Annotated in this window: 19 protein-coding genes; 3 read left to right on the top strand and 16 right to left on the bottom strand. The window is 54.1% G+C overall.

Annotated features, from left to right (window positions below; genetic code table 11):
* Positions 1–4 precede the first annotated feature (4 nt).
* Both ligA and PsAD13_RS21905 read right to left on the bottom strand, forming a co-directional pair.
* Positions 5–2,173 (bottom strand): NAD-dependent DNA ligase LigA, encoded by a 2,169-nt coding sequence (gene ligA / locus PsAD13_RS21900; RefSeq protein ID WP_063319617.1) that lies wholly within the window; start codon positions 2,171–2,173, stop codon positions 5–7.
* A gap of 217 nt (positions 2,174–2,390) precedes the next feature.
* Positions 2,391–3,650, bottom strand: coding sequence for a glycosyltransferase family 87 protein (locus PsAD13_RS21905; RefSeq protein WP_063319468.1), 1,260 nt, complete (start codon positions 3,648–3,650; stop codon positions 2,391–2,393).
* Positions 3,651–3,984: 334 nt separating this feature from the next.
* Here PsAD13_RS21905 and PsAD13_RS21910 point away from each other — a divergent pair, with 334 nt between their 5' ends.
* From PsAD13_RS21910 to PsAD13_RS21920, 3 genes are all read left to right on the top strand, one after another.
* Positions 3,985–4,434, top strand: coding sequence for a hypothetical protein (locus tag PsAD13_RS21910; RefSeq protein ID WP_063301498.1), 450 nt, complete (start codon positions 3,985–3,987; stop codon positions 4,432–4,434).
* Between the two features lie 169 nt (positions 4,435–4,603).
* Positions 4,604–5,287 carry an ATP-binding cassette domain-containing protein gene (locus PsAD13_RS21915; RefSeq protein WP_063319469.1) on the top strand — a complete coding sequence of 228 codons (684 nt, stop codon included), beginning with the start codon at positions 4,604–4,606 and terminating at the stop codon, positions 5,285–5,287.
* The gene (locus PsAD13_RS21920) at positions 5,284–6,042 is read left to right on the top strand and encodes an ABC transporter permease (RefSeq protein WP_063319470.1); all 759 of its coding nucleotides are present in this window, start codon (positions 5,284–5,286) and stop codon (positions 6,040–6,042) included. The genes PsAD13_RS21915 and PsAD13_RS21920 overlap by 4 nt, the downstream gene beginning before the upstream one ends.
* A 241-nt stretch (positions 6,043–6,283) precedes the next feature.
* Here the strand turns inward: PsAD13_RS21920 and recN are convergent, their stop codons facing one another.
* From recN to PsAD13_RS28600, 14 genes are all read right to left on the bottom strand, one after another.
* Complete coding sequence (gene recN / locus PsAD13_RS21925; protein WP_063319471.1) at positions 6,284–7,957, bottom strand: DNA repair protein RecN; 1,674 nt, start codon at positions 7,955–7,957, stop codon at positions 6,284–6,286.
* A gap of 33 nt (positions 7,958–7,990) precedes the next feature.
* Entirely contained in the window at positions 7,991–8,857 is an 867-nt protein-coding gene (locus PsAD13_RS21930) for an outer membrane protein assembly factor BamD (RefSeq protein WP_057465730.1), read from the bottom strand.
* Positions 8,858–9,010: 153 nt separating this feature from the next.
* A complete protein-coding gene (lpxC, locus tag PsAD13_RS21935; RefSeq protein ID WP_057465827.1) occupies positions 9,011–9,973 on the bottom strand; it encodes a UDP-3-O-acyl-N-acetylglucosamine deacetylase in 963 nt (320 codons plus the stop codon).
* A gap of 247 nt (positions 9,974–10,220) precedes the next feature.
* On the bottom strand, positions 10,221–11,984 hold the full coding sequence (ftsZ, locus tag PsAD13_RS21940; RefSeq protein ID WP_063319472.1) for a cell division protein FtsZ: 1,764 nt from the start codon (positions 11,982–11,984) through the stop codon (positions 10,221–10,223).
* Positions 11,985–12,094: 110 nt separating this feature from the next.
* Positions 12,095–13,417 carry a cell division protein FtsA gene (gene ftsA, locus PsAD13_RS21945; RefSeq protein WP_063289938.1) on the bottom strand — a complete coding sequence of 441 codons (1,323 nt, stop codon included), beginning with the start codon at positions 13,415–13,417 and terminating at the stop codon, positions 12,095–12,097.
* On the bottom strand, positions 13,414–14,328 hold the full coding sequence (locus PsAD13_RS21950; protein ID WP_208986869.1) for a cell division protein FtsQ/DivIB: 915 nt from the start codon (positions 14,326–14,328) through the stop codon (positions 13,414–13,416). Before PsAD13_RS21950 ends, ftsA begins: the two co-directional genes overlap by 4 nt.
* A complete protein-coding gene (locus PsAD13_RS21955) occupies positions 14,316–15,242 on the bottom strand; it encodes a D-alanine--D-alanine ligase (protein WP_208986870.1) in 927 nt (308 codons plus the stop codon). Before PsAD13_RS21955 ends, PsAD13_RS21950 begins: the two co-directional genes overlap by 13 nt.
* A 46-nt stretch (positions 15,243–15,288) precedes the next feature.
* Complete coding sequence (murB, locus tag PsAD13_RS21960; protein ID WP_063319474.1) at positions 15,289–16,263, bottom strand: UDP-N-acetylmuramate dehydrogenase; 975 nt, start codon at positions 16,261–16,263, stop codon at positions 15,289–15,291.
* Positions 16,260–17,681, bottom strand: coding sequence for a UDP-N-acetylmuramate--L-alanine ligase (murC, locus tag PsAD13_RS21965; RefSeq protein WP_063319475.1), 1,422 nt, complete (start codon positions 17,679–17,681; stop codon positions 16,260–16,262). The genes murB and murC overlap by 4 nt, the downstream gene beginning before the upstream one ends.
* Positions 17,678–18,802 carry an undecaprenyldiphospho-muramoylpentapeptide beta-N-acetylglucosaminyltransferase gene (gene murG, locus PsAD13_RS21970; RefSeq protein ID WP_063319476.1) on the bottom strand — a complete coding sequence of 375 codons (1,125 nt, stop codon included), beginning with the start codon at positions 18,800–18,802 and terminating at the stop codon, positions 17,678–17,680. Before murG ends, murC begins: the two co-directional genes overlap by 4 nt.
* A 28-nt stretch (positions 18,803–18,830) precedes the next feature.
* Positions 18,831–19,988 carry a putative peptidoglycan glycosyltransferase FtsW gene (locus tag PsAD13_RS21975; RefSeq protein WP_057465725.1) on the bottom strand — a complete coding sequence of 386 codons (1,158 nt, stop codon included), beginning with the start codon at positions 19,986–19,988 and terminating at the stop codon, positions 18,831–18,833.
* The gene (gene murD, locus PsAD13_RS21980; protein ID WP_063319477.1) at positions 19,988–21,388 is read right to left on the bottom strand and encodes a UDP-N-acetylmuramoyl-L-alanine--D-glutamate ligase; all 1,401 of its coding nucleotides are present in this window, start codon (positions 21,386–21,388) and stop codon (positions 19,988–19,990) included. The genes PsAD13_RS21975 and murD overlap by 1 nt, the downstream gene beginning before the upstream one ends.
* Positions 21,389–21,400: 12 nt before the next feature.
* Positions 21,401–22,495, bottom strand: a complete 1,095-nt coding sequence (gene mraY / locus PsAD13_RS21985) for a phospho-N-acetylmuramoyl-pentapeptide-transferase (protein WP_063289943.1) — start codon at positions 22,493–22,495, stop codon at positions 21,401–21,403.
* Positions 22,496–22,505: 10 nt separating this feature from the next.
* A complete protein-coding gene (locus PsAD13_RS28600; RefSeq protein ID WP_063319478.1) occupies positions 22,506–26,201 on the bottom strand; it encodes a UDP-N-acetylmuramoylalanyl-D-glutamyl-2,6-diaminopimelate--D-alanyl-D-alanine ligase in 3,696 nt (1,231 codons plus the stop codon).
* Positions 26,202–26,256 lie beyond the last annotated feature (55 nt).

Consider the following 26,256-nt stretch of genomic DNA (forward strand, 5'->3'; position numbering starts at 1 on the left):
TTTGCTATTGATCGCCAACCAACTCGAACCAGTCATCTTCGGAGATAACCTGAACACCAAGGCTCTGTGCTTTAGTGAGCTTGGACCCGGCCTTCGGACCCGCGATCACCAGATCGGTTTTCTTGGAAACAGAACCAGACACTTTCGCACCCAGACTTTCCGCACGTACCTTCGCCTCATCCCGGCTCATGCGTTCCAAACTACCTGTAAACACGAGTGTTTTTCCAGCAACGGGGCTGTCAGAGCTATCAGCAACAACCACATCAAGCGGGGTGATCTGGTCAATCAGTGCAGCAAGCGCGTCGCGGTTATGTTCCTCTGCAAAGAACTCGACCAGAGCATTGGCAACCGTACCGCCAATTCCGTCAATGTCATTGAGTTCACGGTAAGCTTCTGAAGTTGCATCAGTTGCTGCAATCATGGCATCAGAAAATGCACTCCAGGAGGAGTACGCCCGAGCCAGAAGCTTGGCATTTCCCTCTCCAACATGGCGAATTCCAAGCCCGAAAATCAAACGATTTAGTTCAATTTGCCGTTTGCTATCAATAGCTTCAAACAGCTTACGCGCAGAAACAGCACCAAACCCCTCACGCGAACGCAGTTTGTTAAGCGAACTCTTGTCCCGTTCCGCTAACGTGAAGATGTCCGCTGGTGTGCGAATCCCACCTTTATCCATGTCATATTCGTAGAACGCTTCCACCTGCTTCTCGCCCAGTCCTTCAATATCGAAGGCGTTACGGGAAACGAAATGCTTAATCTTCTCAATCGCTTGCGCTGGACAAATCAATCCACCTGTACAACGGCGAATAGCATCAACCTTGCCGGAATTCGGATTGACTTCGCGGACGGCATGAGAACCACAGGCCGGACAATTCACGGGATACTCAAACGGAACCGAATCTTCTGCCCGTTTACTCAAGTCCACGTCCACGATTTGTGGGATAACGTCACCGGCACGCTGGATAATCACCGTATCACCAACACGGATGTCCTTGCCATCTCGGATGGGTTCACCATCCTGACCAATGCCTTTGATGTAATCTTCATTGTGAAGAGAGGCATTAGAGACCACAACACCGCCAACCGTGACAGGTTCCAGCTTTGCAACCGGAGCCAATGCACCCGTTCGTCCCACTTGAATTTCAATGGCATTGAGCGTTGTAAACGCACGTTCTGCTGGAAATTTATGAGCAATCGCCCAACGCGGTGAGCGCGATACAAAGCCAAGACGGCCCTGCAGATCCAGCCGGTCCACCTTGTAAACCACGCCGTCAATATCATAGCCAAGACCGGAGCGATCCTCCTCGATCCCATGATAGACTTTCAGGAGTTCCTCAGCGCTCTCACAGCGCCTCATCAGCGGGTTGATCTGGAAGCCCCACTGCCCAAACAGCTCCACCATGCCCATCTGTGTCTCAGCAGGAACCTCACTCATATCCCCCCAGGCATAGGCGAAGAACTTGAGTGGACGCGTCTTGGTGATTTCGGAATTCAGCTGACGCAAAGACCCTGCCGCCGCATTGCGCGGGTTTGCAAACACCTTGCCGCCATTGGCTTCCATACGCGCATTCAGTGCCGCAAAGTCCGCATGGCTCATGTAAACTTCGCCGCGCACTTCAACCACATCCGGCACACCCGCAGGCAACACCTGCGGAATATCCTTAATGGTCAGCGCATTAGCTGTCACATTCTCACCAGTGGTGCCATCACCACGGGTTGCAGCATAAACCAGTTTGCCGCTCTCATAGCGCAAGGAAAGGGAAAGGCCATCAATCTTTGGCTCAGCCGTCACCGCGAGGGCACCCATCAACGGGTCATACTTTAAGAAGCGCCGCACTTTGCCAATGAAGTCCTGCACATCCTCGTCAGAAAACGCATTGTCCAACGAGAGCATCGGTACGGCGTGAGTGACCTTGCCAAAGCCTTCCGCAACAGCACCCCCAACCCGGTTGCTCGGGCTGTCTGCGCGCACCAGTTCCGGATGAGCAGCTTCCAAAGCCTCGTTCCGGCGGCGCAGCGCATCATAGGTCGCATCATCAACAATCGGCGCATCTTTGGTGTGATAGGCTGCATCATACTCAGCTATCAGCCCCGCCAGCCGCTCCAGCTCCAGCGCAGCTTCATCCGCGTTCAGGGCTTCAATTTCTTTTTGAGAGGTATCAGCAAGGCTCACCGGTTTACTCACCTGTTTAATCATCAACTGGGCATTAGTCTTATCGCCACCGGGAATAACACACCAGCCAGAACAGTTAGGATTTAGACAGGAATTACTCTGGACCCGAGAAAAGTTGGTCCATGACTTTACGCAGTTTACGTTGCTTTGTCTGATTTTGCGTTGATCTGCGTTTTTTACGTGAAACCTGCGTTCCTATGTAACGGACGGCCAAGGCTCAGGTTGTCCCGAGCCCTTCATCCTTTTCACGCTCATCAGAAAGGGAGTTATCCCCCTCCTCTGGTTCATCCCCTACACTAACTTGCATCTGATCAATACCAACCATCCGCGTCAACACAGCAGCCAACGCCAGCGCGGTGAAGATTGGCCCCACCGGGAAGCCATGAGCCGCCAGCGCAATATTGACGATTGGCAAAAGATAAACCGCAAACAAAAGGAGCGGCGCCACAAACGGGGAATCTGCATCATCATCAAACAGACCAGTGCGTGTCGCATAAAGGTAGAGCGCCGGAGAAAGAACTGCATAGTCCCAGAGGAACAGGAAAGGCGTTGCCAGCAAAACACACAGCGTCACCGCAAGATTACGGGCGATCGGTTCACGCTCACACATAAACAGCCAGAACACCACCACGAACGCCAGAACAGTGAAAGGCAATTGCACCAGATATCCAGCCGTCGCAGAAAACCCGAGCGCCCGCATCGCCCCAAACGCAGATGGGATCAGATAGAGAAAGCTGCCCTCACCCTGGTCCATGACTGTTGCCAGTAAGGACGGAACCGTATCCAGATAGATCCACCAAAGACCAGACCCAAAGAACACAGCCGAGGCATCAACAAGGAACGCCACTGTCGCAACACACGCACACAGCGCGATGATACTGCGATGGGCAATCAATATGATCGGTATCAGCATGAACAGCTCAGGCTTGATGGAAACACAGCCAAGCAACACCCCCGCCCACGCCGGATGACGGTCCAGCAAACGAAGCCCGCCATAAAGGAACCCGCCCGCCAGCATGCCAAACTGGCCGTAAAACAGGTTCACCAGTGTTGCAGGAGCAAAAATGAAAAAGGTGAACGCACGAATAGGCGCTTTACGGCTAAAGGCGACCGAAAACGAGAGCAAAGCTCCCATCCCCATCCAAAGGCTATAAGCTTGGAGATAGGTCAACCCAGACAGCGGGACCAGAAAGACCAGCAGACTTGGCGGATGCACCCACGCGTAAAAGCCGGAGCCACCAGCCACATTGCGCTGTACTTCATCATAAAACCAGCCAAAGTCATAAAGCTGCGCAGCTTGCCCCGCCACAGCCATGCGAGAGGCAAGCAGGAACTGGTAGAAGTCGCCCCCCACCCTGCGCAGATCGAATCCGTCAAGGCCCATCACCGATCCAAACAGATACAGCGGATAAACCACCACAATCAGCAGCAGCGCGATGACAAAATAGATCTGTAAGCGGGCGAACGAGATAAACATCTACCGGCCTCCATCTATGCATATCCCCGTAAGTGGTTCCGGTTTTCGGATGAGAATATGCGCAAGTATAAAGTCTTGGTTGCCGGAGAGTTTAGAAGATACCAAGTTAATTATTTGAATACGCTACGTAATTTAAGAATATCTTAGGGAAATGAAACAATGTTTTGCGAGAATTCGAGAGCAACGACAATAACCTCAGGACTCCTTAAAAATTTAATAGTTATTAATCTTACAACCTGACGATAATGATATCACCAGAAAAATTATTAAGAAATTTGACTGAATTGTGACATCTGCCTAATTAGCCTCAACGTAAATTTGGGGTAGTTGGGAAATGAAATCCTATTTTGTAGCTGGCGTCGCAGCATCCAGCATTCTCTTGGCCGGTTGCGGCACAGTTGTTCGCGGCACAACTGAAGACATCAAAATCGACGTAAAGCCAGCAAACGCGAAGATCACATCAACAACAGCGCATACTTGCGTTGGACCGTGTGTCATCAATGTTCCGCGAAGTCAGAAACTTACTCTGAAGGCATCTGCACCGGGCTATCAGTCTCAGGTCATCGATGTTGATACTCGCGTCAGCGGCAAAGGTGCAGCTGGCATGGTTGGCAATGTTCTCATCGGCGGCATCATCGGCATAGGTGTTGATACAGTAACCGGCGCATCTTTGGACCACTATCCAAACCCGGTTACTTTCAATCTCAAGCGCGGCACAGGTACACGTAAGCTGACGCCTGTTGAGATGAAACTAATGAACAAAGCTAAAGCCTTAGAATCTTAATTAGGTACTTTTGTGGGGGCATCGGCTCAGACCATGCCCCTTGCACTCAACAAGCACATGACCTTGGCTCACCCAAATAAGGTCCACTCCAAAAACACCATGGCCACCACTCCCTCCTTGATTTTCCAAGGCAACTAGGGAACTCTCCCTCCTGCAATCAGGAGTTCCAATGGCCGCCCCTCAGGACGCAAAGCGTGTGCCTCTTATCGAGGCTCGAAATATCTCAGTCACCAAGCAAGGACGCCAGCTCTTTCACGCCTATTCTTTCAAGCTGTATGAAGGCGATAAACTGTGCCTCCGTGCCCCTTCCGGTCGTGGCAAAACAGTTCTCCTTCGCATTCTCGCAGGGCTGGATAAACCGGAGGCAGGCGAGCTGCTCTTCAATGGCCTCTCTTACACAGCGGGAGGACGAACGCAGCTCCACAAACAGCTTAACTGGCTCCCTCAACGCGTGAGCCCTCTGGCAGACCATATTCGCGAGGCCTTGCTGGCACCGTTTGAGCTGCAAGCCAATCACAAACGCAAGCCATCAGATACTCAGATGCTTCAGGCTCTTAACGTAGCGGGCCTGCCCAACGCAGCACTCGATCAGGCGACAAGCAGCCTTTCTGGCGGCGAACGTCAACGCCTCGCGCTCGCCCGCGCGCTGCTTCTGCAACGCCCTTTGTGGATTGCAGACGAACCCACAGCAGCCCTCGACAAAGCCCATGCCCTCGCCTGTGGTGACCTTTTGATGGAAAACACCAAGACACTGCTGGCTGTCACCCACGACGCCCACCTTCAAAGCAAGATTGATCAGGTAATTGAACTGCCTGAACCAGCACAGCCAGGCTCACAGGAGCGCGTGCAATGACCTCAAATGTCGCGTGGAGTGATCTGGCTCTTTTTTATCTCATAGCAATCATCCCACTGTCCCTGCTCTGGACCATGGGCCTGAAGGACCTCTCCCGGGATCTGGCAATATCCATTGCCCGCATGAGCATTCAGCTGCTGGTCATCGGGTTCTATCTGCAAACCGTCTTCGATCTGGACAATCTGGCCCTCAACCTGCTCTGGCTGGTCGCCATGGCAACAATCGCCGCGATCACATCGGCTGGTCGTGCACAAATGCCCCGCCTCAAATCAGCAGCCCCGCTCACGGCAGCTATACTCATTGCCATGCTGCCAGTGCTGCTGATGTTCATCGTAATCCTCAGCCGCCCTGTGCCGTGGTACTCTGCGCAAGTCACCATCCCAATCGCCGGCATGCTGCTCGGCAACGCTTTGGGGTCACTGGTCATCGCCCTGCGCCGGTTCAACCTGAGAACACCGGAAGATAAGGAACACATCGAGCTGCTCACCACCATGGGTGCGACCAAACTGGAAGCCCGGCGAACACTCGTCAAAGCCTCCCTGCGCGCAGCCGCCTCCCCCGTTATCGCCAGCATGGCAACACTGGGACTGGTCTCGCTGCCGGGAATGATGACAGGTCAGATTCTCGGCGGCTTCAACCCGATCGAGGCGGTCCAATACCAGATCGCCATCATGCTCGGCATCTCCGCCACTCAAACCCTTGCCATCATCCTCGCCCTCCGCTTCACCATCTATATGGAGCCGGAGTACGAGTGATCAGAGACAAAGAAGCTTACACCGGCAATTCTTGGCCATCAGCGATTTTGCGGGAGGGGTGAGCTTTTTCGATATGATGGAATGAGCCAACACACGGGCAATTACTTTGTGACAGTCTACCTGTGTATCGTCGGAGACGCGATTCCGGGTACCTGAGGCTATAAGTAAGTCAATAACTTATCATAGGAGAGGATCAAGTTTACCCTTATGTGTTGCAGGAACTCCGATCGAAGTAGGAGGCTTAAATCAGCTCTTCTTGGCCCATAAGACGCTTGGCCGCGGCACGGGCTTCTTCGGTGATGGTGGAACCGGCGAGCATGCGGGCGATCTCTTCGTGTCGGTCACCCTCGGCGATCTCAGTCACACGTGTCGCCACACGGTCCTTCTCCACCTCATCCTTACGGATCAGGAAGTGACCATTGGCACGCGCTGCCACTTGCGGTGCATGCGTAACCGTCAGCACCTGAACACTGTTCGCAAGGCGGGCAAGACGCACGCCAATTGCTTCAGCCACGGCACCGCCAACACCCGTGTCGATCTCATCAAACACCAGTGTTGGAGACGAGCCCTTATCTGCCAGCGACACCTTCAGCGCCAACAGGAAGCGGGAGAGTTCACCACCCGAAGCAACCTTGAACATAGGCCCCGGACGAGTACCCGGGTTGGTCTGCGCCCAGAACTCGACAGTGTCGATACCGGACGGCCCGCGCTGCTCAACATCACTCTCGATATTGATGATAAACCGCGCCCGTTCCAGCTTCAGTGCCGGAAGCTCAGCATGAACCGCAGCCTCAAGGCCTTTGGCAGCTTTCTGACGCTTCTTTGACAGCGCAGCCGCCAGCTTGTCATAGGTTTGCTTGGCCGCCTCTACAGCGCTTTCCAGCGCCTGCAATTTCTCTTCACCTGCATCCAGATCGGAAAGGTCACCTTCCATCTGGGCCCGCAGTTTAGCAAGGTCATCCGGCTGTACAGAATACTTGCGAGCCGCAGCCCGCAATGCGAACAGACGTTCTTCCGTCTGCTCCAGCTCTTGCGGGTCAAAATCCGTGTCACGCAGCGCCTGCTCCAAACCACCGCGCGCTTCCTCCAACTGGTCCAGAGACCCGCCGATGGCTTCAACCACACTTGTCAGATAGTTCGGTGCAAGATCAACTTTGCGCTCAAGACGGCGCAACAAACTGGAAAGCTCAGGGATTGGAGAGGCTGGTCCGTCAAGTGCCTCATAGCCCTCACGCAGATCGCCTGCAATCTTCTCCACCTGCATCATATCCTGACGACGCAGAGCAAGCTCGTTCTCTTCCCCATCACGAGGATCAAGCGCGCTCAGCTCATCAGCACTGGAGCGCAGATAATCCGCCTCACGACGGGCTTCTTCAATGCGAGCAACATGGTCTTTCAGGGCTTTCTCGGCAGTGCGAACCGCTTTCGCGCTCTGCCCAACCTTTGCAGCATCACCTTCCAGCCCGCCAAAGCTGTCCAGCAGCTGACGATGGCTCTCAGGATCAATCAGGGCGCGGTCGTCATGCTGCCCATGAACCTCAACCAGCAACTCTCCGATCTGCCGCAGCAAACCAGCACTCACGGGCGAGTCATTCACAAACGCACGGGTACGACCATCCGATGCCTGAACACGGCGCAAGATGATGTCGCTGTCGTGCTCTAATTCATTTTCCTGAAGAAGGGTGCGCAGAGGATGCGCCATTGGAACGTCGAAAACCGCGCTCACCTGACCGCGGTCCTGACCATGCCGAACCAGTCCGGCGTCTCCTCGCCCACCAAGGGCGAGGCTCAAACTGTCGAGAAGAATAGACTTACCTGCACCGGTTTCACCCGTCAGAACACTCATGCCGTCGCTGAAATGCAAATCCAGCTTATCAATGAGAACGATATCCCGAATAGAAAGCGATGCCAGCATGGTAGTCTAGGAAACTCCGATTCCTTGAAAGGCTTAAAGGAGTTTCATATCCCCAAATGCCCTGCTAAGCCAGCTGCCTTTGTTCTCATGTGGCTCCAGACCGCCCTTTTTCAAAAGAGAAAACGCATCTTTGTACCACTGGCTCTGCGGGAAGTTGTGTCCCAGCACCGCTGCAGCTGTCTGTGCTTCGTTCGTCACACCAAGTGCGTAATAGCTTTCGGTCAGACGATAGAGCGCTTCTTCAACGTGACGGGTGGTCTGATAATTGCTCACCACAGTCTTGAAGCGGTTGATAGAGGCAAGGTAGTTACGGCGCGCCAGATAGTATCGGCCAACTTCCATTTCCTTACCAGCCAGCTGATCTTCCGTCGCGCGGATACGCTGACGAGCCTGCTTGGTGTATTCAGAATCTGGGTAACGCTGAACAACTTCACGCATTGCGTCCAATGCTTTGGCGGTCACAGCCTGGTCACGACCCACATCTGGGATCTGACGGAAGTAGGACTCACCAATAATGAAGAGCGCGTAGGCGGAATCATCGTTACCAGGATAAAGCGAGGTAAAGCGCTCAGCAGCGGAAATCGCTTCAGGATACTTACCCATTTTGAAGTTCAGGTAAGCAATATTGATCAGCGATTTACGCGCGAATTCGGAGTAAGGATAGATGCGGTCAAGCTCGTAGAACTTTTTCGCAGACGCTTGTACGTCGCCAGATGCACGAAGAGCCAAAGCCTCATTGAACATTACTTCCGCAGGAGTTTCATCCAGCGCAAGATCATCAACATCATCCTTGGTTGCACAGCCCGCAATAACGAGTGCCATCGCCAAAGAGGTATATCTAATCGCTCTTTTGAGGCGATTAGCCCCCAAAGCAGTCCCGGCAGCATCTGAACGCAGCAATGTTTCCGACTCCTATCGTGTTGGGATTCGGGTAAAATCCCTCCCAGTTCACGCTTCTATCTCAATGTTTGGATAACGTCACGTAGTACCACAGCATTTGCCTCGAATTTATGTCGGAATAGAGGCAAAAACCGTTGAATAACTATTTTAGCCTCAGGAGACGTTAGGGCCAAATGCTGCAGCCTGCAGTCCGCCAATCAACTCGGCATGACCTTTTTCGCGTGCATGACGATCTACCAGTGCAACATCAGCTTCGACAATTTCAAAAGCATCCGGGTTCTTGAAAAGCTCCACAAGGATGCAGTGATTCATACGGTGACCGCCTTTGTAAGAGCGGTACTCGCCCAAAATAGGCAGACCAGCAAGAGCAAGATCACCGATCGCATCAAGGCTTTTGTGACGTACGAATTCGTTTGCCCAACGGGTTCCTTCAGGGTTCAGAACGCGATCACCGTCAAGAGCGACGGAGTTCTCTAGGGAAGAGCCCATGGCAAAGCCAAGCTTCCAGAGCTTCTCAACATCCTGCACGCTACCAAAGGTACGGGCACGGGAAATTTCATCACGGAAGTAATCAGGTGTCAGGTCAAACTTGAGCTGCTGACAACCAATTTTCTCGTGATCGAAATCGATGGTGATGTCAAAACGGGTGCCGTCAAACGGGTTGAGTTCACACCACTGATCACCGGAAACGTAACGAACTTTTTCTTTGATGCGAATAAAGCGACGCTTTGTGCCGAGCGTTTTCAGGCCAACGCGGTCGATAGCTTCAACGAATGCTTCGGAGCTACCATCCATGATTGGCATCTCAGGTCCGTCAATGTAAGCGGTCACATTGTCAACGCCCATACCGCGCAGAGCAGCCATCAGGTGCTCAACGGTAGAGATGCCGCTGTCATGAGGATCACCAAGTACGGTGCACAAAGATGTTGCAGTGACTTCCTTCCAGTTTGCTTCCGTCTGCACGTAGCCACCCTTGGTGCTACGATGGAAAACAATGCCGGAGTTCGCGTCTGCTGGGTGAAGTGTAATGGAAGCTGGACCGCCAGAGTGAACCCCAATACCATTCAAGGTTACACTGTCCGCAAGCGTTGTCTGTTTTTCGACACGCATTCCCATATTGTTCCAGCCTTTATCATTCCGCTCCAGGTACATACTGAACCTCACGAGCCACTACTTTCGAATACCCTCTGCGGGTTGGCTGGAACATAGCTCTTGGAGCTTACCAAATAAAATAAAGCTTTATTACGGTTTGTAACGTCCTGAAAATTTTAGGTACATTTACCGACAATTCCATTTAAAAACGCAAAGCAGCAACCCGGAAAAATCCGGATTGCTGCTCGAGAGGCGCGAGTTCTGTTGATAATCAGGTGGCTTGGCGGCGCAGGAACGCCGGGATTTCCAACTGATCATCTTCGATCATTTGTGAGCGTGCAGGCGCGGGGCGTCCACCAGCGTCCAGAGTCCCGGCTGCACCGTGATTCTGAGGCTCGGTTGGACGAGGCGCTGCTGGCTGGCGTGGAGCCTCAGCAAACGCATCTGCCTGTACTGGCTCATGGTGCTCCATGTGCTCATCTTCACGGCGGCCAAGACCACCAGTCAGACGGCGCAGAAGACCCATTGGGCGACGCTCTTCTTCCATGTGATGCTCATCATGCTCTTCAACCTGCTGGGCCATAGTGGCTGGTGCTGGCTGAGGAGTTGCAGATGCCGGCTGTGGTGCAGGCGCTGCAGCAGGAGCATCCGTGCGCGCACGAATTTCACGCTGTGCAATTGGCGGAAAGTCTTCAACACGTGGCATACGTGTCTGAGGCTCTACCTTTTGTGCAACAGGTGGAATAAATGGCTCAGGAATATTGGTAGGCTCATCAAAAGCCTGCGTTGGTTCCTCAAGTGCATCATATTCATGCACAGGCTCATAACGACGAGACTGATAAGGAGAAATTTCCACTTCCGGGTCAGTTGCAACAGCAACCGGCTCAGAGTGCATAAGTGTTTCGGCTGCTGCGGAGCCCATCGCGCGCATCGCACGAACTGGGGTGGGTGCAGGAGCTACTTCTACCGGCGCAGCTACCGCTGGACTGGGCGTAGGCGTAGTAGCGCTCTGCAGACGCTCTGTGAGTTCAGCCATACGAACCTCTGCAGGAGAGATATCTTCACGCAGCTCTTTGTCGATGCCGGTGGCAACAACAGAAACGCGGATAATACCGTCCAGAGATTCATCGAAGGTCGCACCAAGAATGATGTTCGCTTCTGGGTCTACTTCCTCGCGGATACGAGTCGCAGCTTCATCAACTTCAAACAGCGTCAGGTCGTTACCACCAGTGATGGAGATAAGCAGACCGCGCGCGCCCTTCATGGAAGTCTCGTCAAGCAGCGGGTTCGCAATCGCAGCTTCAGCAGCCTGGATGGCACGCTGTTCGCCGGATGCTTCACCGGTACCCATCATCGCTTTACCCATGCCACGCATTATGGAGCGTACATCAGCAAAATCGAGGTTGATGAGACCTTCTTTGACCATCAGGTCAGTGACGTTCGCAACGCCGGAATACAGCACCTGATCAGCCATGGAGAAGGCGTCAGCAAAGGTGGTCTGTGCATTCGCAATGCGGAACAGATTCTGGTTTGGAATAACAATAAGAGTATCAACATTACGCTGTAACTCTTCGATGCCGGCTTCGGCAACACGCATACGTCTGGACCCTTCAAACTGGAAGGGTTTGGTAACCACACCGACGGTCAGTATACCTTGTTCACGCGCAGCTCGAGCAACAACTGGCGCAGCACCGGTACCGGTGCCACCACCCATACCCGCGGTGATAAACACCATATGCGAGCCGGACAGGTGATCGTTGATCTCGTCAATAACTTCTTCTGCAGCAGCTGCACCAACTTCAGGCTGGGAACCAGCGCCCAAACCTTCAGTTACAGCAACGCCCATCTGGATAACACGCTCAGCCTGGCAAAGTGCCAATGCTTGTGCATCCGTATTAGCAACAACAAAGTCACAGCCCTGAAGACCGCTCGTTACCATGTTATTTACGGCGTTTCCGCCACCGCCACCAACACCGAATACGGTGATCCTGGGCTTCAATTCCTGAATATCAGGCATTTTCAGGTTGATTGTCATATTAACCTCGCGACCCTAATAACATGCCCGAAGTCGGGCATGTCGTTCTTCCTCTCGTGCGTCCGCCGCATCTGGCGAAACTCGTGATAGTGGGGGTTATGCGATCCCCACTAGAAACTTTCTCTAATCCACTGACCAACCCGAGCCAGATAGCTCCCGCGCCCTTTAAGGCCGCGGCGTTGGTGCCGGGGTTCGAATTGCTCAATCTGCGCCACCTGCGGATAAATCAGCAGGCCCACAGCTGCCGAGAACGCCGGACCCTTGGCTTCCTCTGGCAAACCGGAAATACCCAGCGGACGCCCCAGACGCACACTGCGCCCAAGAATGCGTCGTGCCGTTTCAGAAAGGCCAGTCAACTGACTGCCCCCGCCTGTCAGCACAACACGTTTACCCACTCGGCCTGCAAAACCAGAAGCGACAATCCGGTCTCGCACCATCTCCAATATCTCTTCAACGCGCGGGCGAATAACCCGCGTCAGCATCGCCCGGGGGATCTGCGTTGGCAGATCGCCATCCGTATCCACGGGCGGCACCTGAATAAAATCACGGTCATCCACCACACTTGGCAGCGCAGACCCATGTAAAACTTTCAAACGCTCAGCAGCTTCCATCCGTGTGGAGAGCGCGCGCGCCACGTCCATGGTGACGTGATTACCGCCAACAGCCAGCGCATCCAGATGCACCATCTGACCATCAACAAAAATCGAAAGCGTGGTTGTGCCACCACCCATATCAATACAGGCAACACCCAGCTCAATCTCGTCTTCTACCAGCGTGGAAAGTCCTGCTGCATAAGGCGTCGCAACCAGTGACTCCACTTGCAGGTGTCCACGTTCGATACAAAGCTCCAGATTACGCACCGGCGGTACTTCTGCAGAAACCACCTGCATGTCCACGCCCAGCTTGCGGCCCATCATGCCGCGCGGATCACGAATGCCGCGGTTGCCATCCAGCCCGTAGGAGATCGGCAGCGCATGCATCACCGCCCGTCCCTCAGTCGCCGTATGGGTAGAACCCGCCGCCAGCACACGCTGAATATCGGCCTCAGTCACACCTTCAGTTCCAAGCGGCACAGTGGCGGAGAAGATCTCGCTCTGCAGACGACCACAGCTGACGGTCACCAGCAGCGTTTCCACCATCACACCAGCCATACGCTCGGCCTGATCAACAGCGCGGCGGATCGCCTGCTCAGCCTGATCCATGTCCACAACAACGCCGGACTTCATGCCTGCAGACGCCTGATACCCGTATCCCAGCACCTCAATGCCATGCGAACGGCCCGGCATCAGGTCTTCTTCATCACCAGGCACCAATTTCGCGATAATACAGCACACTTTCGTGGAGCCGACGTCCAGCACAGAAACCACAACAGATCTGCGGCTCGGCAAAGGCCGCATCCGCGGCAGAAAAATCACGTTCTTATTCGAGCTCATGTGTCCCTCCCGGAGTTGGAGGGCGTACCCCGTTGCTCGATGGTGGTTTTGCGGCGAATGGCGGCGTCATCCGAAAGACGCACCACAACGCGATCCTGCAAACGCAGGTCCACCGCGACGATATCGCGGGAGAGCAAACCACCTTGATCATCCAGCTTCTTAAGTTCCGCCAGCGCATCGCCAACATCAAATTCTGGCAGACGCACTGTAATTCCGTTTTCCAGGGCAAGATCCCAGCGTCGTTCGGAGCGCAGCTTTGCAGCGCGCACCCGGGCACGGATACCTGGGAAATTGTCCAGCTCGCTCATGATCTCACCAGCACGCAACTGCGCACCGTGATTGACCACGCGAAGCAAATTCGCATAACGGCCATCCACCTCATCGGTGATGACCTCGCCTTTTTTGGTGATGACAGACGTAATGTCCCCACGCTGCCAGAGCGCATAAGGCTCTTGCTCTTTGATCATCACACGCAGCGTACCGGGGTAGAACTTCTGGATGGCCGCATTCCGGATCCAGGCAATACCTTCCAGACGCTCTTTTGCGTCAGCCGCATCAAACAACATCAAAGAAGGGCGTTCGTGAAGTTCAAGCGCTTCCAGCACCTGAAACTCGGTAACACGCTGCAAACCTTCCATTTTGATCTCATTCACCGCGAAACCGACGGAGGATGTAACTGATTCGCTCACATTACGGGCGTGTCCACCCAGCGTAATGCCATAAGCAGCGGACAATGCAAGGAAGCCAAAAGCGCCCGCAGTTGGTGCCCAGGATGGGATAAGTGCAAAAAATCCAGTGACCCCCCAAGCGGGTCTCTGGTGCAAACGCGATACGCCACGACTTCTGAAGCGATAGCTCCAGATGCCTGTGCGTTCCCGCAATGCATCAAATTTTGCCTTTATCTTCCGCAACTTGCGTCCTCCACGATCCAACTCACCAATTCTTGAAAATCATGTCCGGCATGTGCCGCGATTTCCGGGAGCAGTGATGTTGGCGTCATGCCGGGTTGAGTGTTCACCTCAAGACAAATCAGTTCTCCTAGGCCACCGGGTCCTTCGTTAAAACGGAAGTCAGCGCGTGTAACGCCGCGACACCCCAGAGCCTGATGTGCCTTGAGACTTGATTTTTGTATTTCTTGGTAAACAGATGGTAAAATTTCCGCAGGAAGTATGTGTTGTGAACCGCCTGGGACGTATTTTGCATCATAATCGTAATAAGTGTGACCCAGCGGTACAATTTCTAGTACCCCTAACGCCACATCACCCATCACCGCGCACGTCAATTCGCGGCCTGGGATGTAACGCTCGACCATGAGCAAATCACCATACTGCCAATCTTCGCGTGTCAATTCCTGCGGAGGATACTCTTGCCCCTCCTTCACAATCAGCACACCGAAGGACGATCCTTCGTTGATTGGTTTGATCACATAAGGCGGTTCCATCACATGACGGCGCGCAGCATCAGCGCGGCTGGCCACAATGGCATTGGCAACCGGAACACCGGCAGCCTTCATCACGGCCTTCGCCTTTTCCTTATGCATGGCAAGCGCAGACGACATCACCCCGGAATGGGTGTAGGGAATATCGAGCACTTCCAGAATACCCTGAATAGCCCCGTCTTCGCCAAACGGCCCATGCAGCGCATTGAATGCCACGTCTGGTTTCAGTTCCTGAAGCACAGCAGAAATGTTGCGGTCAACATCCACACGCGTGATCTGATAACCAGCCGCTTCCAGAGCGTCCGCACAGTCTTTGCCTGAAGACAGAGAAACAGGCCGCTCAGCAACCCATCCACCCATCAAAACTGCAACATGCTTGGTCATCACAAAACCCAATCCTGATTTAAACGCCTAAAACAACACGTGAACGGAATTAGCCCGCTTTACCCAAAAACGGCTCAATCGCCGCTCCGTCCACAAACGCCCCAAGACGCTTGATTTCCCATTCCAGACGCGTCCCTGTCTTTGCCAGAGCATCCCGGCGAACAGTCTCGCCAAGCATTTCCAAATCGTGAGCGGTAGCGTCTGCAACGTTCAACATAAAGTTGCAGTGTAATTCCGACATTTTTGCGCCGCCGATCTGCAATCCACGACATCCAGCCGCATCAACCACCTTCCAGGCACTGTTGCCGTCAGGATTTTTGAAAGTGGAACCACCGGTTTTCTCGCGAATGGGCTGCGCTTTCTCACGATGAGCAACAACTTCAGCCATTTCCGCGCGGATCTCATCTTCACTCTGCGCAAAACCTTCAAACACCGCACTGGTAAAAATCAGGTCCTTAGAGGCAGAAGAATGACGATACGCATAGCCCATTTCCTCATTGGAAAGAGTGAGGATTTCGCCGGATCGTGTCACCGCATTAACGTTAACAACGCGGTCCTTTGTCTCTGTCCCATGAGCCCCTGCATTCATGCGCAAGGCGCCACCAACAGCACCCGGAATACCGGTGTAGAATGCAAATCCACCCGTGCCCGTCTTGGCCGCGTCTTCCGCCAGCTTCTTGTCAGGAACGCACGCCCCTGCCCGCAACTTATGGCCGCCAAGGTATTCAACCTGACCAAACCCGCGGATTGGCAGACGAATAACAACGCCTTCAATGCCACCATCACGCACCAGCAAGTTGGAACCAAGCCCAACCACAGTCACCGGCACATCCTCAGGCAGTGCTTTCATGAACACAGCCAGATCTGCCTCATCCGCAGGCTGGAACATCAACTGTGCAGGGCCACCCACACGGAACCATGTCACAGCAGAAAGCAGCTGGTTCGGAATAAGACGACCACGAATGTCTTCGACAGCATCACCAAGAAGCGGCAGGAGATCAGGGTAGCTTACAGTTTGGCTCATACAGTCTCTCCTTTAGGAGAGAGCGCTTCCAGCTCTACAGGCAACTTGTAAGCCCACTGGGTAATGTTCCCTGCACCAAGGCAAATCACCAGATCACCCGGCTCCGCCAGCTCCGCAATCTTACCAGCCAGCTCATCAGGACCGGCAATGCTGTGAACCGAACGGTGACCACCAGCACGCAGACCGGAAATCAGATCAACCTGACCAGCCCCTTCAATCGGCTGCTCACCAGCCGCAAACACAGGTGTAATCACAACCTTGTCTGCATCATTGAAGCAAGCACAGAAATCGTCAAACAGACTCTCCAAACGCGTAAAGCGGTGGGGCTGCATCACAGCAACCACCTTACCTTCAGCTGCCTCACGCGCCGCATGCAAGACGGACTTAATCTCTACCGGATGGTGCGCGTAGTCATCAAAGAACTCTACGTCGTTCCAGGAGCCAGTGTGCGTAAAGCGACGCTTCACTCCGCCAAAGCTTGCCAGCCCCTTGCGGATGTTCGCATCAGAAATACCGAGAGAATGCGCCAGAGCAATTGCAGCCGTCGCATTGGACACATTGTGCAGACCCGGCATTGGCAGCACCAGATCTTTCAGCTCAGTTACCTTGTCCCCGCGGCGATCATGAATGATCACGGTGAAGATGGACTTGCCACCCTTGGTGGAGACATCAGTAAAGCGAACATCTGACTGCGGGTTGGTGCCGTAAGTGATGATCCGGCGGTCTTCAATCTGGCCCACAAGGCTCTGCACCTCTGGGTGATCCAGACACATAACCGCAAAACCGTAAAACGGAACATTCTCAACGAACTGGGCGAACGCAGCACGGACACCATCAAAATCGCCGTAGTGATCAAGATGCTCAGGATCGATGTTGGTCACCACAGCAATATCAGCAGGAAGCTTGACGAATGTCCCGTCGGACTCGTCCGCTTCAACCACCATCCAGTCACCCTCACCCATGCGGGCATTGGTGCCGTAAGCGTTGATGATACCGCCATTGATAACAGTCGGGTCCATATGACCAGCATCCAGCAGCGCCGCAACCATGGAGGTTGTCGTCGTTTTACCGTGCGTGCCGCCAATGGCAATCGCCTGCTTGAAGCGCATCAGCTCCGCCAGCATTTCAGCGCGGCGCACAACAGGCATGTTGTTTTCGCGTGCAGCCTTCAGCTCAACATTGCTGCCTTTAATTGCGGAAGAGATGACACAAACATCAGCGCCCTCAAGGTTCTCGGCAGCATGACCCACCATGACCTTGATGCCCTTATCACGCAAACGCTGCACATTTGCATTCTCGGACATGTCAGAGCCCTGAACACGGTAGCCAAGATTATGCAGCACCTCGGCAATACCGCTCATGCCAATGCCGCCGATACCGACGAAGTGTACTCCCCCAATGTCTACTGGCATTTTCATGAGGCAATCTCTTTCTGTTCAGTTGCCGGTGCAGCACCAACAAGTGTTTCGGTCAGATCCGCGAGGCGCTGTACAGCTTCCGGCGCGCCCTGCGCCTGTGCTGCGTGTGCTGCCTGTGCAAGACGGCCCGGATTATCCATGAGTTCTTTCAGCTCACGGGCCAGTCGTTGCGGATCAAGTTTTTTTTGTGGGATCGGCCATGCACCGCCTGCCTCAGCAAGCACATTCGCATTCATGCCCTGATCGTTATCAAGAGCACCCGGTAAAGGCACTAAAATTGAAGGACGCCCAATCGCTGCCAGCTCGCATACAGTACCAGCACCGGAACGGCTGATAACCAAATGAGCCGCCGCAATGCGCTCAGGCAAATCAGTAAAGAAAGACGCCACCTGCGCGGCAACACCCATCTCGCGATAAGAGCTTTCAAGCCCCTCCAGATCTTCAGGTCGCGCCTGCTGCACAACGACCAGCTGCTCGCGATCTTCTGGTGCCATCAGCTTCAACGCAGCCGGCAAAATCTGAGAGAATACACGCGCTCCCTGCGAGCCACCAAACACCAGCAGATGAAAAGCGCCACCTTTTTCAGGTGCGTTATAAGTCTGACCACACACCGCAATCACATTGTCACGCAGTGGATTGCCGGTCATCGTCGCTTTAGCAGCCAGATCAGCAGGCAGCGTTTTTAGCGGAAAACTGGTCGCAACCGCAGTTGCGCCTTTGGCCAGCATCCGGTTCGCCCGGCCCATCACAGCATTGGCTTCATGCAAAATGGATGGAACGCTTAAGAGACGGCCAGCAAACATTGGCGGAAAGGTCGGATATCCGCCAAAGCCAACAATCGCAGCAGGTTTAGCAGCGCGGATTGCTTTCATGGCCTGCAACGTACCCAAACCAAGCTTGATCGCCGTTTTGGCGAGAGAAATCGGGTTCTTGCCGCGAATGGTATCGCTCTTGACCAGATGCACGTTATCTGCCGGAAACGCGCTGCCATACTTGTCTGCGCGACTGTCCGTGATCAGCTCAACACCATACCCACGGCGCTTCAGCTCACAGGCCAGCGCTTGTGCAGGAAACAGGTGGCCACCCGTTCCTCCAGCAGTGAGCATAATCTTTGGCTTCATTTCACTCTCCGACACAGGCAAAACTCTTTTAGGCAGGCTGCACAGGGGCAGCACGGGTAACGGTAATAATCGGGTTCTTACGCGGTTGCGGGCGTTTCCGCGTCAGCGCCAGCACAAAACCCATCGTCAGGGAAATCGCCATCAACGACGACACACCTGATGAGATCAACGGAAGGGTCATTCCCTTCGCAGGCATTAGATTGAGGTTCACCGCCATGTTGATGGTGCTTTGCAGGCCAAACATGACGATAAGACCGGAAGACGCCAGACGGCCAAACGGATCCTGATCCTGTGTTGCCATGTAAAGACCACGCAGCACAACGAATGCAAAAACGGTCACCAGCACCACACAAACGATGATGCCGTATTCTTCCGCAGCCACCGCAAAAATGAAGTCCGTATGGCTATCGGGCAAAATTCGTTTCACCGTACCTTCACCCACACCGCGGCCTAGCCACCCCCCGGCAATGAAGGAGTCGATCGCTTTATCGATCTGGTAAGTGTCACCGGAAGACGGATCCAGAAAACGCATGATGCGCCCGCGAACGTGCGGCAGATACGTAAAGCCCGCAGCAACGCCAAGAATGCCCATGATCCCAAGCGGCACAATCGCCAGCCAGGACAACCCGTTCAGGAAGAACAGCGCAAACAGCACAATGGTCAGCAGCATGGTCTGCCCAAAGTCAGGCTGCGCCACCAGCATGGCGGCCACAATGCCGAACAGAAGAATGGAGATCAGCTGCCCCGGAATGTCCTGGGCTTTACGCCCCTCAGACAACAGAAACGCAATGATTACCACCAGCACTGGCTTGATAAACTCTGACGGCTGAATGGAAATACCAAACAAGCTCACCCAGCGCCGCGCGCCTTTAATGTCAGACCCGAAAAACAGCGTGCCCAACAACAGCACCAGCATCACGCAGAACACCACCAGTGCCACCCGGCGGATATAGCGCGGGGAAAGCGCAGAAACGCCCAGCATCACGGCAGCGCTTGGAATAAGGAAAAGCGCCTGCTTCTTCACGAAGTAAAAGCTCTCGAGCCCAAGGCGTTCAGCAACAGGAGGGCTCGCGGCAAGAGACAACACCAGACCGGACACCATCAGCGTGAAGATGCCGATCAGCATGTAACGGTCAATCGTCCAGAGCCATTCTGCAAATGCACTGCGATCCGTACGTGATACCATCAGCGTGCTCCCTCACCTTTCAGCATTTTGGCAGCAGCAACAGCCGCGCTCACAAATGCATCCCCGCGAACTTCAAAGCTCTTGAACTGGTCAAACGAGGCACAGGCCGGAGACAGCAAAACCACCGCCTCACTGCTCTGATCCCGTGCAGCATCTTGTGCCGCCGCCTCAACAGCCAGCTCCAGAGAGCCAAACTTGTGCGCCTCAACAGCACCGGCAAGCTCTTGCTCAAACTCTTCCGCCGCTTCCCCAATCAGATAAGCCTTCACGACTTTCGGGAAGTAGGCTTTAAGCGAAGAGATCCCGCCCGCTTTGGGACGACCACCAGCAATCCAGTAAATCCGGTCAAACGCTGCCAACCCATGGGCAGCAGCTTCCGCATTGGTTGCCTTGCTGTCATTCACAAACAAAACCTTGCCTGCTTCAGCAACCAGCATCAAACGATGCGCAAGACCCGGGAAGGTCGCAAGCGCCCCCGCAATCTCGTCAAGCTCCAGCCCAAGCGCAGCACAAACCGCAACAGCGGCAGAAGCATTTTGTCCGTTGTGAGAGCCACGCAAAGTGTTGGAGGAGGACAGGTCAGCCACAACCACCTGCTCTTCATCAAAAACCTCAAAGACCTTGCCGTCTTCAGCATAAACGCCAAACTCGACAGGCCCCAGACAAGAGATCAGCTCAACCGGCTCACCGCTTTCTGCCCGGCGCTGAGCAATGGCAGCGCTGTACTCATCGTCCACGCCGACAACAGCCAAACGCGCCGCTTTAACAATCCGCTCTTTGATGGACGCATAATTCTCCATGTTCCCATGCCGGTCCAGATGGTCCGGCGACAGGTTCATCATCACCCCGATATCCGGCACAAGACTTGGGGCAAGATCGATCTGGTAGGAGGAGACCTCAACCACATAGACGCGATCCTCGGAAAACTCTTCAAGGTCCAGAACCGGACGGCCAATATTGCCCCCCATCTGAACATCCATGCCGCATTCTTTAAGCACATGCGAGATCAGCGCAGTCGTGGTGGATTTACCGTTGGTACCAGTAATGGCAACAAACGGTGCCTCCGGACAAACCGCTTCCCGCTCATTCACAAAAAGCTCCACATCCCCAATCACCGGAATACCAGCTTGTCTCGCCCGCGCCACACTCCAGTGCGGTGTCGGATGCGTCAGCGGAACACCCGGCGCAACAACCAGCGCTGCGTAGCGGGACATATCCGCATCACGCAGGTCAATGGCAGCAAGCCCGTATTCTTCAGCCGTGGCAACACTGGCCTCATTATCGTCCCACACATCAACCCGAGCCCCGCCAGCCTCAAGCGCACGCGCAGTCACGAGCCCGGACCCTCCGAGCCCGAACAATGCGACTTCTTTGCCTGCAAGATGACGGATAGGGATCATGTGTCGAACCTCCTAGCGCAGCTTCAGTGTGGCAAGACCAACAAGGGCCAGCACAACAGCAATGATCCAGAAACGAATAACCACCTGGCTCTCAGTCCAGCCCAGGTGCTCAAAGTGGTGGTGAATTGGCGCCATGCGGAACACACGCTTGCCAGTCAGCTTGAACGACGCCACCTGCACAATCACAGAAACCGCTTCCAGCACAAACAGACCACCGATGATCGCCAGAACAATCTCGTGCTTGGTCGCAACAGCAATCGCCCCCAGCATACCGCCCAGAGCAAGAGAGCCTGTGTCACCCATAAAAATCGCAGCAGGTGGAGCGTTGAACCATAAGAACCCAAGCCCAGCCCCAATCACCGCACCACACACAACAGCAAGCTCACCAGTGCCCGCCACATGGTGGATCTGCAGATAGCTGGAGAACACAGCATTACCAGTCAGGTATGCGACCAGACCAAACGCGGCAGCAGCAATCATCACCGGCACAATTGCAAGACCATCCAGACCATCAGTCAGGTTCACCGCATTGCCCGCGCCAACAACAACAAAGGCAGCGAATGGGATGAAGAACAGACCAAGGTTCAGCGTCAGCTCTTTAAAGAACGGAAAACCGATGCTGGTGGAAAATGGCTCGGCATCCAGAAGCGTCACCGCAAAAGCCGCAAGACCCGCAATCAGGAACTCAAGACCCAAACGCGCTTTACCGCCAAAGCCTTTGTGCGAAGACTTGGTGACTTTCAGATAGTCATCATAAAAACCAATGAGGCCAAAACCGACAGTCACACCCAGAACAATCCAGGTGTAGGGATTGCGAAGGTCAGCCCACAACAGCGTCGCAACAATCATCCCGGAAAGGATCATCAGGCCGCCCATGGTAGGCGTACCCTTTTTTGTCAGCAGATGGCTCGCAGGCCCGTCTTCACGAATTGGCTGTCCATGTCCCTGACGCGAACGCAGCGCATCAATGATGCGTGGGCCAAACAGGAACACAAACAACAAAGCAGTCATAATCGCGCCGCCGGTACGGAACGTAATGTATTTAAAAACATTCAGCGCAGACAGGGAAGGATAAACCTCTGAAAGCTCCGCCAGCAAATATAGCATTTAGTCAACCTCAGGACTTACCGGTTGCAGCCGGTTCAGGAAAACGTTTCTTCAAGGCATCCACAAGTGGACCCATACGGGTTCCAAGGGAGCCCTTTACCATCACGATGTCGTTGGGACGCACTTCCGACAACAGGTCTTTTTCCAGTTTGTCGGAGGTCTCTGAATAGGCGCCTCTGGTCTGTGCAGGCAACAGGTCCCAGAGCACCTTCATGTGAGTACCCACACAATAAACCACGTCGATCTTTGCGCGCTCCAGTTCACGCGCAAGGTCTGCGTGCAACTTGTCGGAATCTGCACCTAATTCGAGCATATCTCCCAATACGGCGATGCGACGGCCATTCTTCGCAACGGGCAGACCAGCCACCAGATTGATCGCAGCGCGCATACTCGCCGGATTGGCATTATAGCTCTCGTCAACAAGCAACGCCGTGCCACCATTCACATCAAGAACGGTCTGCGCACCGCGCCCTTTCGGTGCAGACATTTCTGCAAGAGCCAGACCAGCAAACGCCAGATTGGCTCCCAGCTCCATAACCCCAGTCAGCACGCCCAATGAGTTGATCACATGGTGTGCGCCCGGAGCGCCGATCTTGTAGGAAATCTCCTGCCCAAGAATATTGGCATTCAGACAAGAACAATCAGGGTTTGCAGCCACTTTTTTGGCAATGGACTGAGCGCCCGGCTGCATGCCAAAGCTAACAATGTTCCGCACCCCGGCCACAGCTGCCAGATAACGAAGCAAGTCATACTGGCGGTTATCCCGGTTCAGGATCGCCACACCACCCTTTTCGATGCCAGTGAAGATCTCAGCCTTCGCACGCGCGATATCTTCAACGGAGTTAAAGGCTTCCAGATGCACCGGCTCCACAGTGGTCACGATTGCCACATGCGGACGAACCATTTTCACCAGTGGCGTGATCTCACCACGGTGGTTCATGCCAATCTCGAAAATACCAAACTCAGTATCAGCATGCATACGCGCCAATGTCAGCGGTACACCCCAATGGTTGTTGAAGCTCGCCACAGGTGCATGGGTGATACCGGACTTGGACAGGCAGAGACGCAAAGCTTCTTTCGTGCCTGTCTTTCCAACAGAACCAGTAACCGCGATGATCCGCGCTTTCGAGCGCGCGCGCGCAGCCACACCAAGGCGCTCCAACGCTTGAAGCACATCATCAACAGCCACATAGCGGCCACCTTCCGGCAGCTCAGCAAGCTTGTCACGCGCAACAACAGCCACAGCAGCACCGGCCTCAACAGCTGTTCCTGCGAACGCATGACCGTCAAAGTTCTCGCCCTTGATCGCGAAGAAGGCTTCACCGGGTTGGATCACCCGGCTATCAATGGAGATTCCGGTTATGTCATCACTCAGATCACCGTAAACATCCCCATCTACTGCCTCCAGAAAATCGTTAAGCAGCCACAGCGGCCCACGGTCTAATTCAGGCAGTTCAATCATTTGCCGCTCATATTCCGGCTTAATGTCCGGGTCCAATAGGTTGATATGGGGGACGATAGTCCACTCAGGCTTGTCTATCGCTGACTTGAGCTTTGGTTTTTCTTCGGTTTTACGCTCAAAAGCAGCGGTCTCAGCCGTCTCAGCAGGTTCCTCAGAAGCAGGTAACCCACCTATTGCTTCTGTACCGTCCTGCTCATCGGGTTGAGTGGACTGCGATACATCTTCCGTGACCTCCGGAGCAACCTCTTCGAGACCTTCATCCGCAAGAAATGCATCCGCATCTGCGTTTGGCACATCATCCGGCTCAACAGCACTCTCTGCAGCGACTTCAGGTTTCTCTTCGGCTTCGGCTTCGGCTTCGGCTTCGGCTTCGGCTTCGATAGCCGCTAGATCACCCAGCAGCTCGTCTTCAAGTGCATCTGGTGTATCTTCCGCAACATTGGGGAAGCCATCCTTGCCAAAATCAGGATCATGGCTTTCAACATCAGCCAGTTCCGCATCTGCAAGATCATCAGCGCCCAGAACATCTTCTTCCAGCGCTAGCCAGTCTTCTTCCTCTTGATCACGTGCATCATCACGATTTTCCGGCAGAGTATCTTCCAGCTCCTCAACACCAGCCTGCACCGCAGCCAACAGATCATCATCATCCAGCGCTTCTGCAGCTGCCAGCTCATCACCTTCGTCAGCCAGCAGGTCCATCTCATCCAGATCAAGAGAGATCTCAGGCAGATCACTCTCAGCAACAGGAGGCCCACCATTTTCAGCAGAAGCTTCTGCAAGCGCTTTCTGGATTTCTTCATGGTCGGAGAAAGGCAGAACTTCCGTTCCAACAATCTGCCCTGTTTCATGCCCCTTACCGGCCACACAAAGCACATCGCCTTCTTGCAGCATCTTCACCGCCTGGCGGATGGCAAGTGCACGATCCCCAATCTCAAGGGCCGCAGGACAAGCAGCAACAATCTCTTCGCGAATTTTATCAGGATCTTCCGTGCGCGGATTATCATCAGTCACAATGGAAACATCAGCAAGACGAGCAGAAATCTCGCCCATCAACGGACGTTTACCCGCATCCCGATCACCGCCACACCCCAGCACACTGATCAGGCGACCAGCCGCAAATGGGCGCAAGGCTGCAAGCACATTCTCCAGCGCTTCCGGCTTATGAGCATAATCAACAAACACCAGAGCGCCGTTTTCACGTGTACCTACATGCTCAATCCGGCCCGGTGCACCACGCAGCACAGTCAGCGCTTCAAGAACAGTTTGAAGCTCCACACCAGCAGAAATAGCCAGCCCCGCAGCAATCAGGGCATTGCTCACCTGAAAATCACCTGCCAACGGCAAGGCGACAGAGAACACACCCTCAGCCGTTTCCAGCTCAAGAACCTGACTGAAGCCCTCTGGCTGAACGCTAAGCACTTTCAGATCATCGCCAAAAACACCAGTCGTAAACGTCTTGAGGCCGCGCTCTTCCGCAATCGCCAGAACTCGGTCAGCAAATTGCGTTTCCGGATCAACAACAACCACACCATCATCCGGCAAAAGATCGCGGAACAAACGCAATTTTGCCTGAAGGTAGTCTTCCACCGTTGGGTGGTAGTCCATGTGGTCTCGGCCAAGGTTGGTAAAGCCAGCTGCAACAATGTGCACGCCATCAAGACGATGCTGGTCCAACCCGTGACTGGACGCTTCCAAGGCCGCATGGGTGATCCCATCCTCTGCCAGACGTTTAAGGTCTTCATGCAAAGACGCAGGGTCAGGTGTGGTCAAGCCACCATAGCTCTGCCCTGTCGATGTGACAGTACCAATGGTTCCAAGACTAGCAGAAACCAGCCCGGCATATTCAAAGATCTGACGCACGAAAACAGCAACAGACGTTTTGCCCGCAGTGCCTGTCACAGCAACCATCTTCTCAGGCTGTTTGCCAGAGAAAGCAGCCGCCATCAAAGCAAGCTCCCGGCGCGCATCTTGTGCAGCGACCAGCGGAACCTGTTTGGCTTGCTTGCGGATATCATCAGAAATTCTGTCCGCATCAATCAAAATGGCAGCAGCACCAGCGTCTACGGCCTGCTCAATAAACTTCGCACCATCAACTTTCGCGCCCTTGAGAGCAGCAAAAACAAAACCGGGCTCCACTGCTCGACTATCAGCAGTAAGCCCCGAAATATTAAGAGTATCAACCCCGTCTGGCCCATCGCCCTCGGCGGAGATTATCTCTTGTTTTGTAAGGTCTTTAAGCAACATAGCGTCGATATGTCCGGCCTATGAGACATGAATGTGGCAAACCAGATTTGGAGAA

It is taken from the genome of Pseudovibrio sp. Ad13 (assembly GCF_001623225.1).
Classification (GTDB): domain Bacteria; phylum Pseudomonadota; class Alphaproteobacteria; order Rhizobiales; family Stappiaceae; genus Pseudovibrio.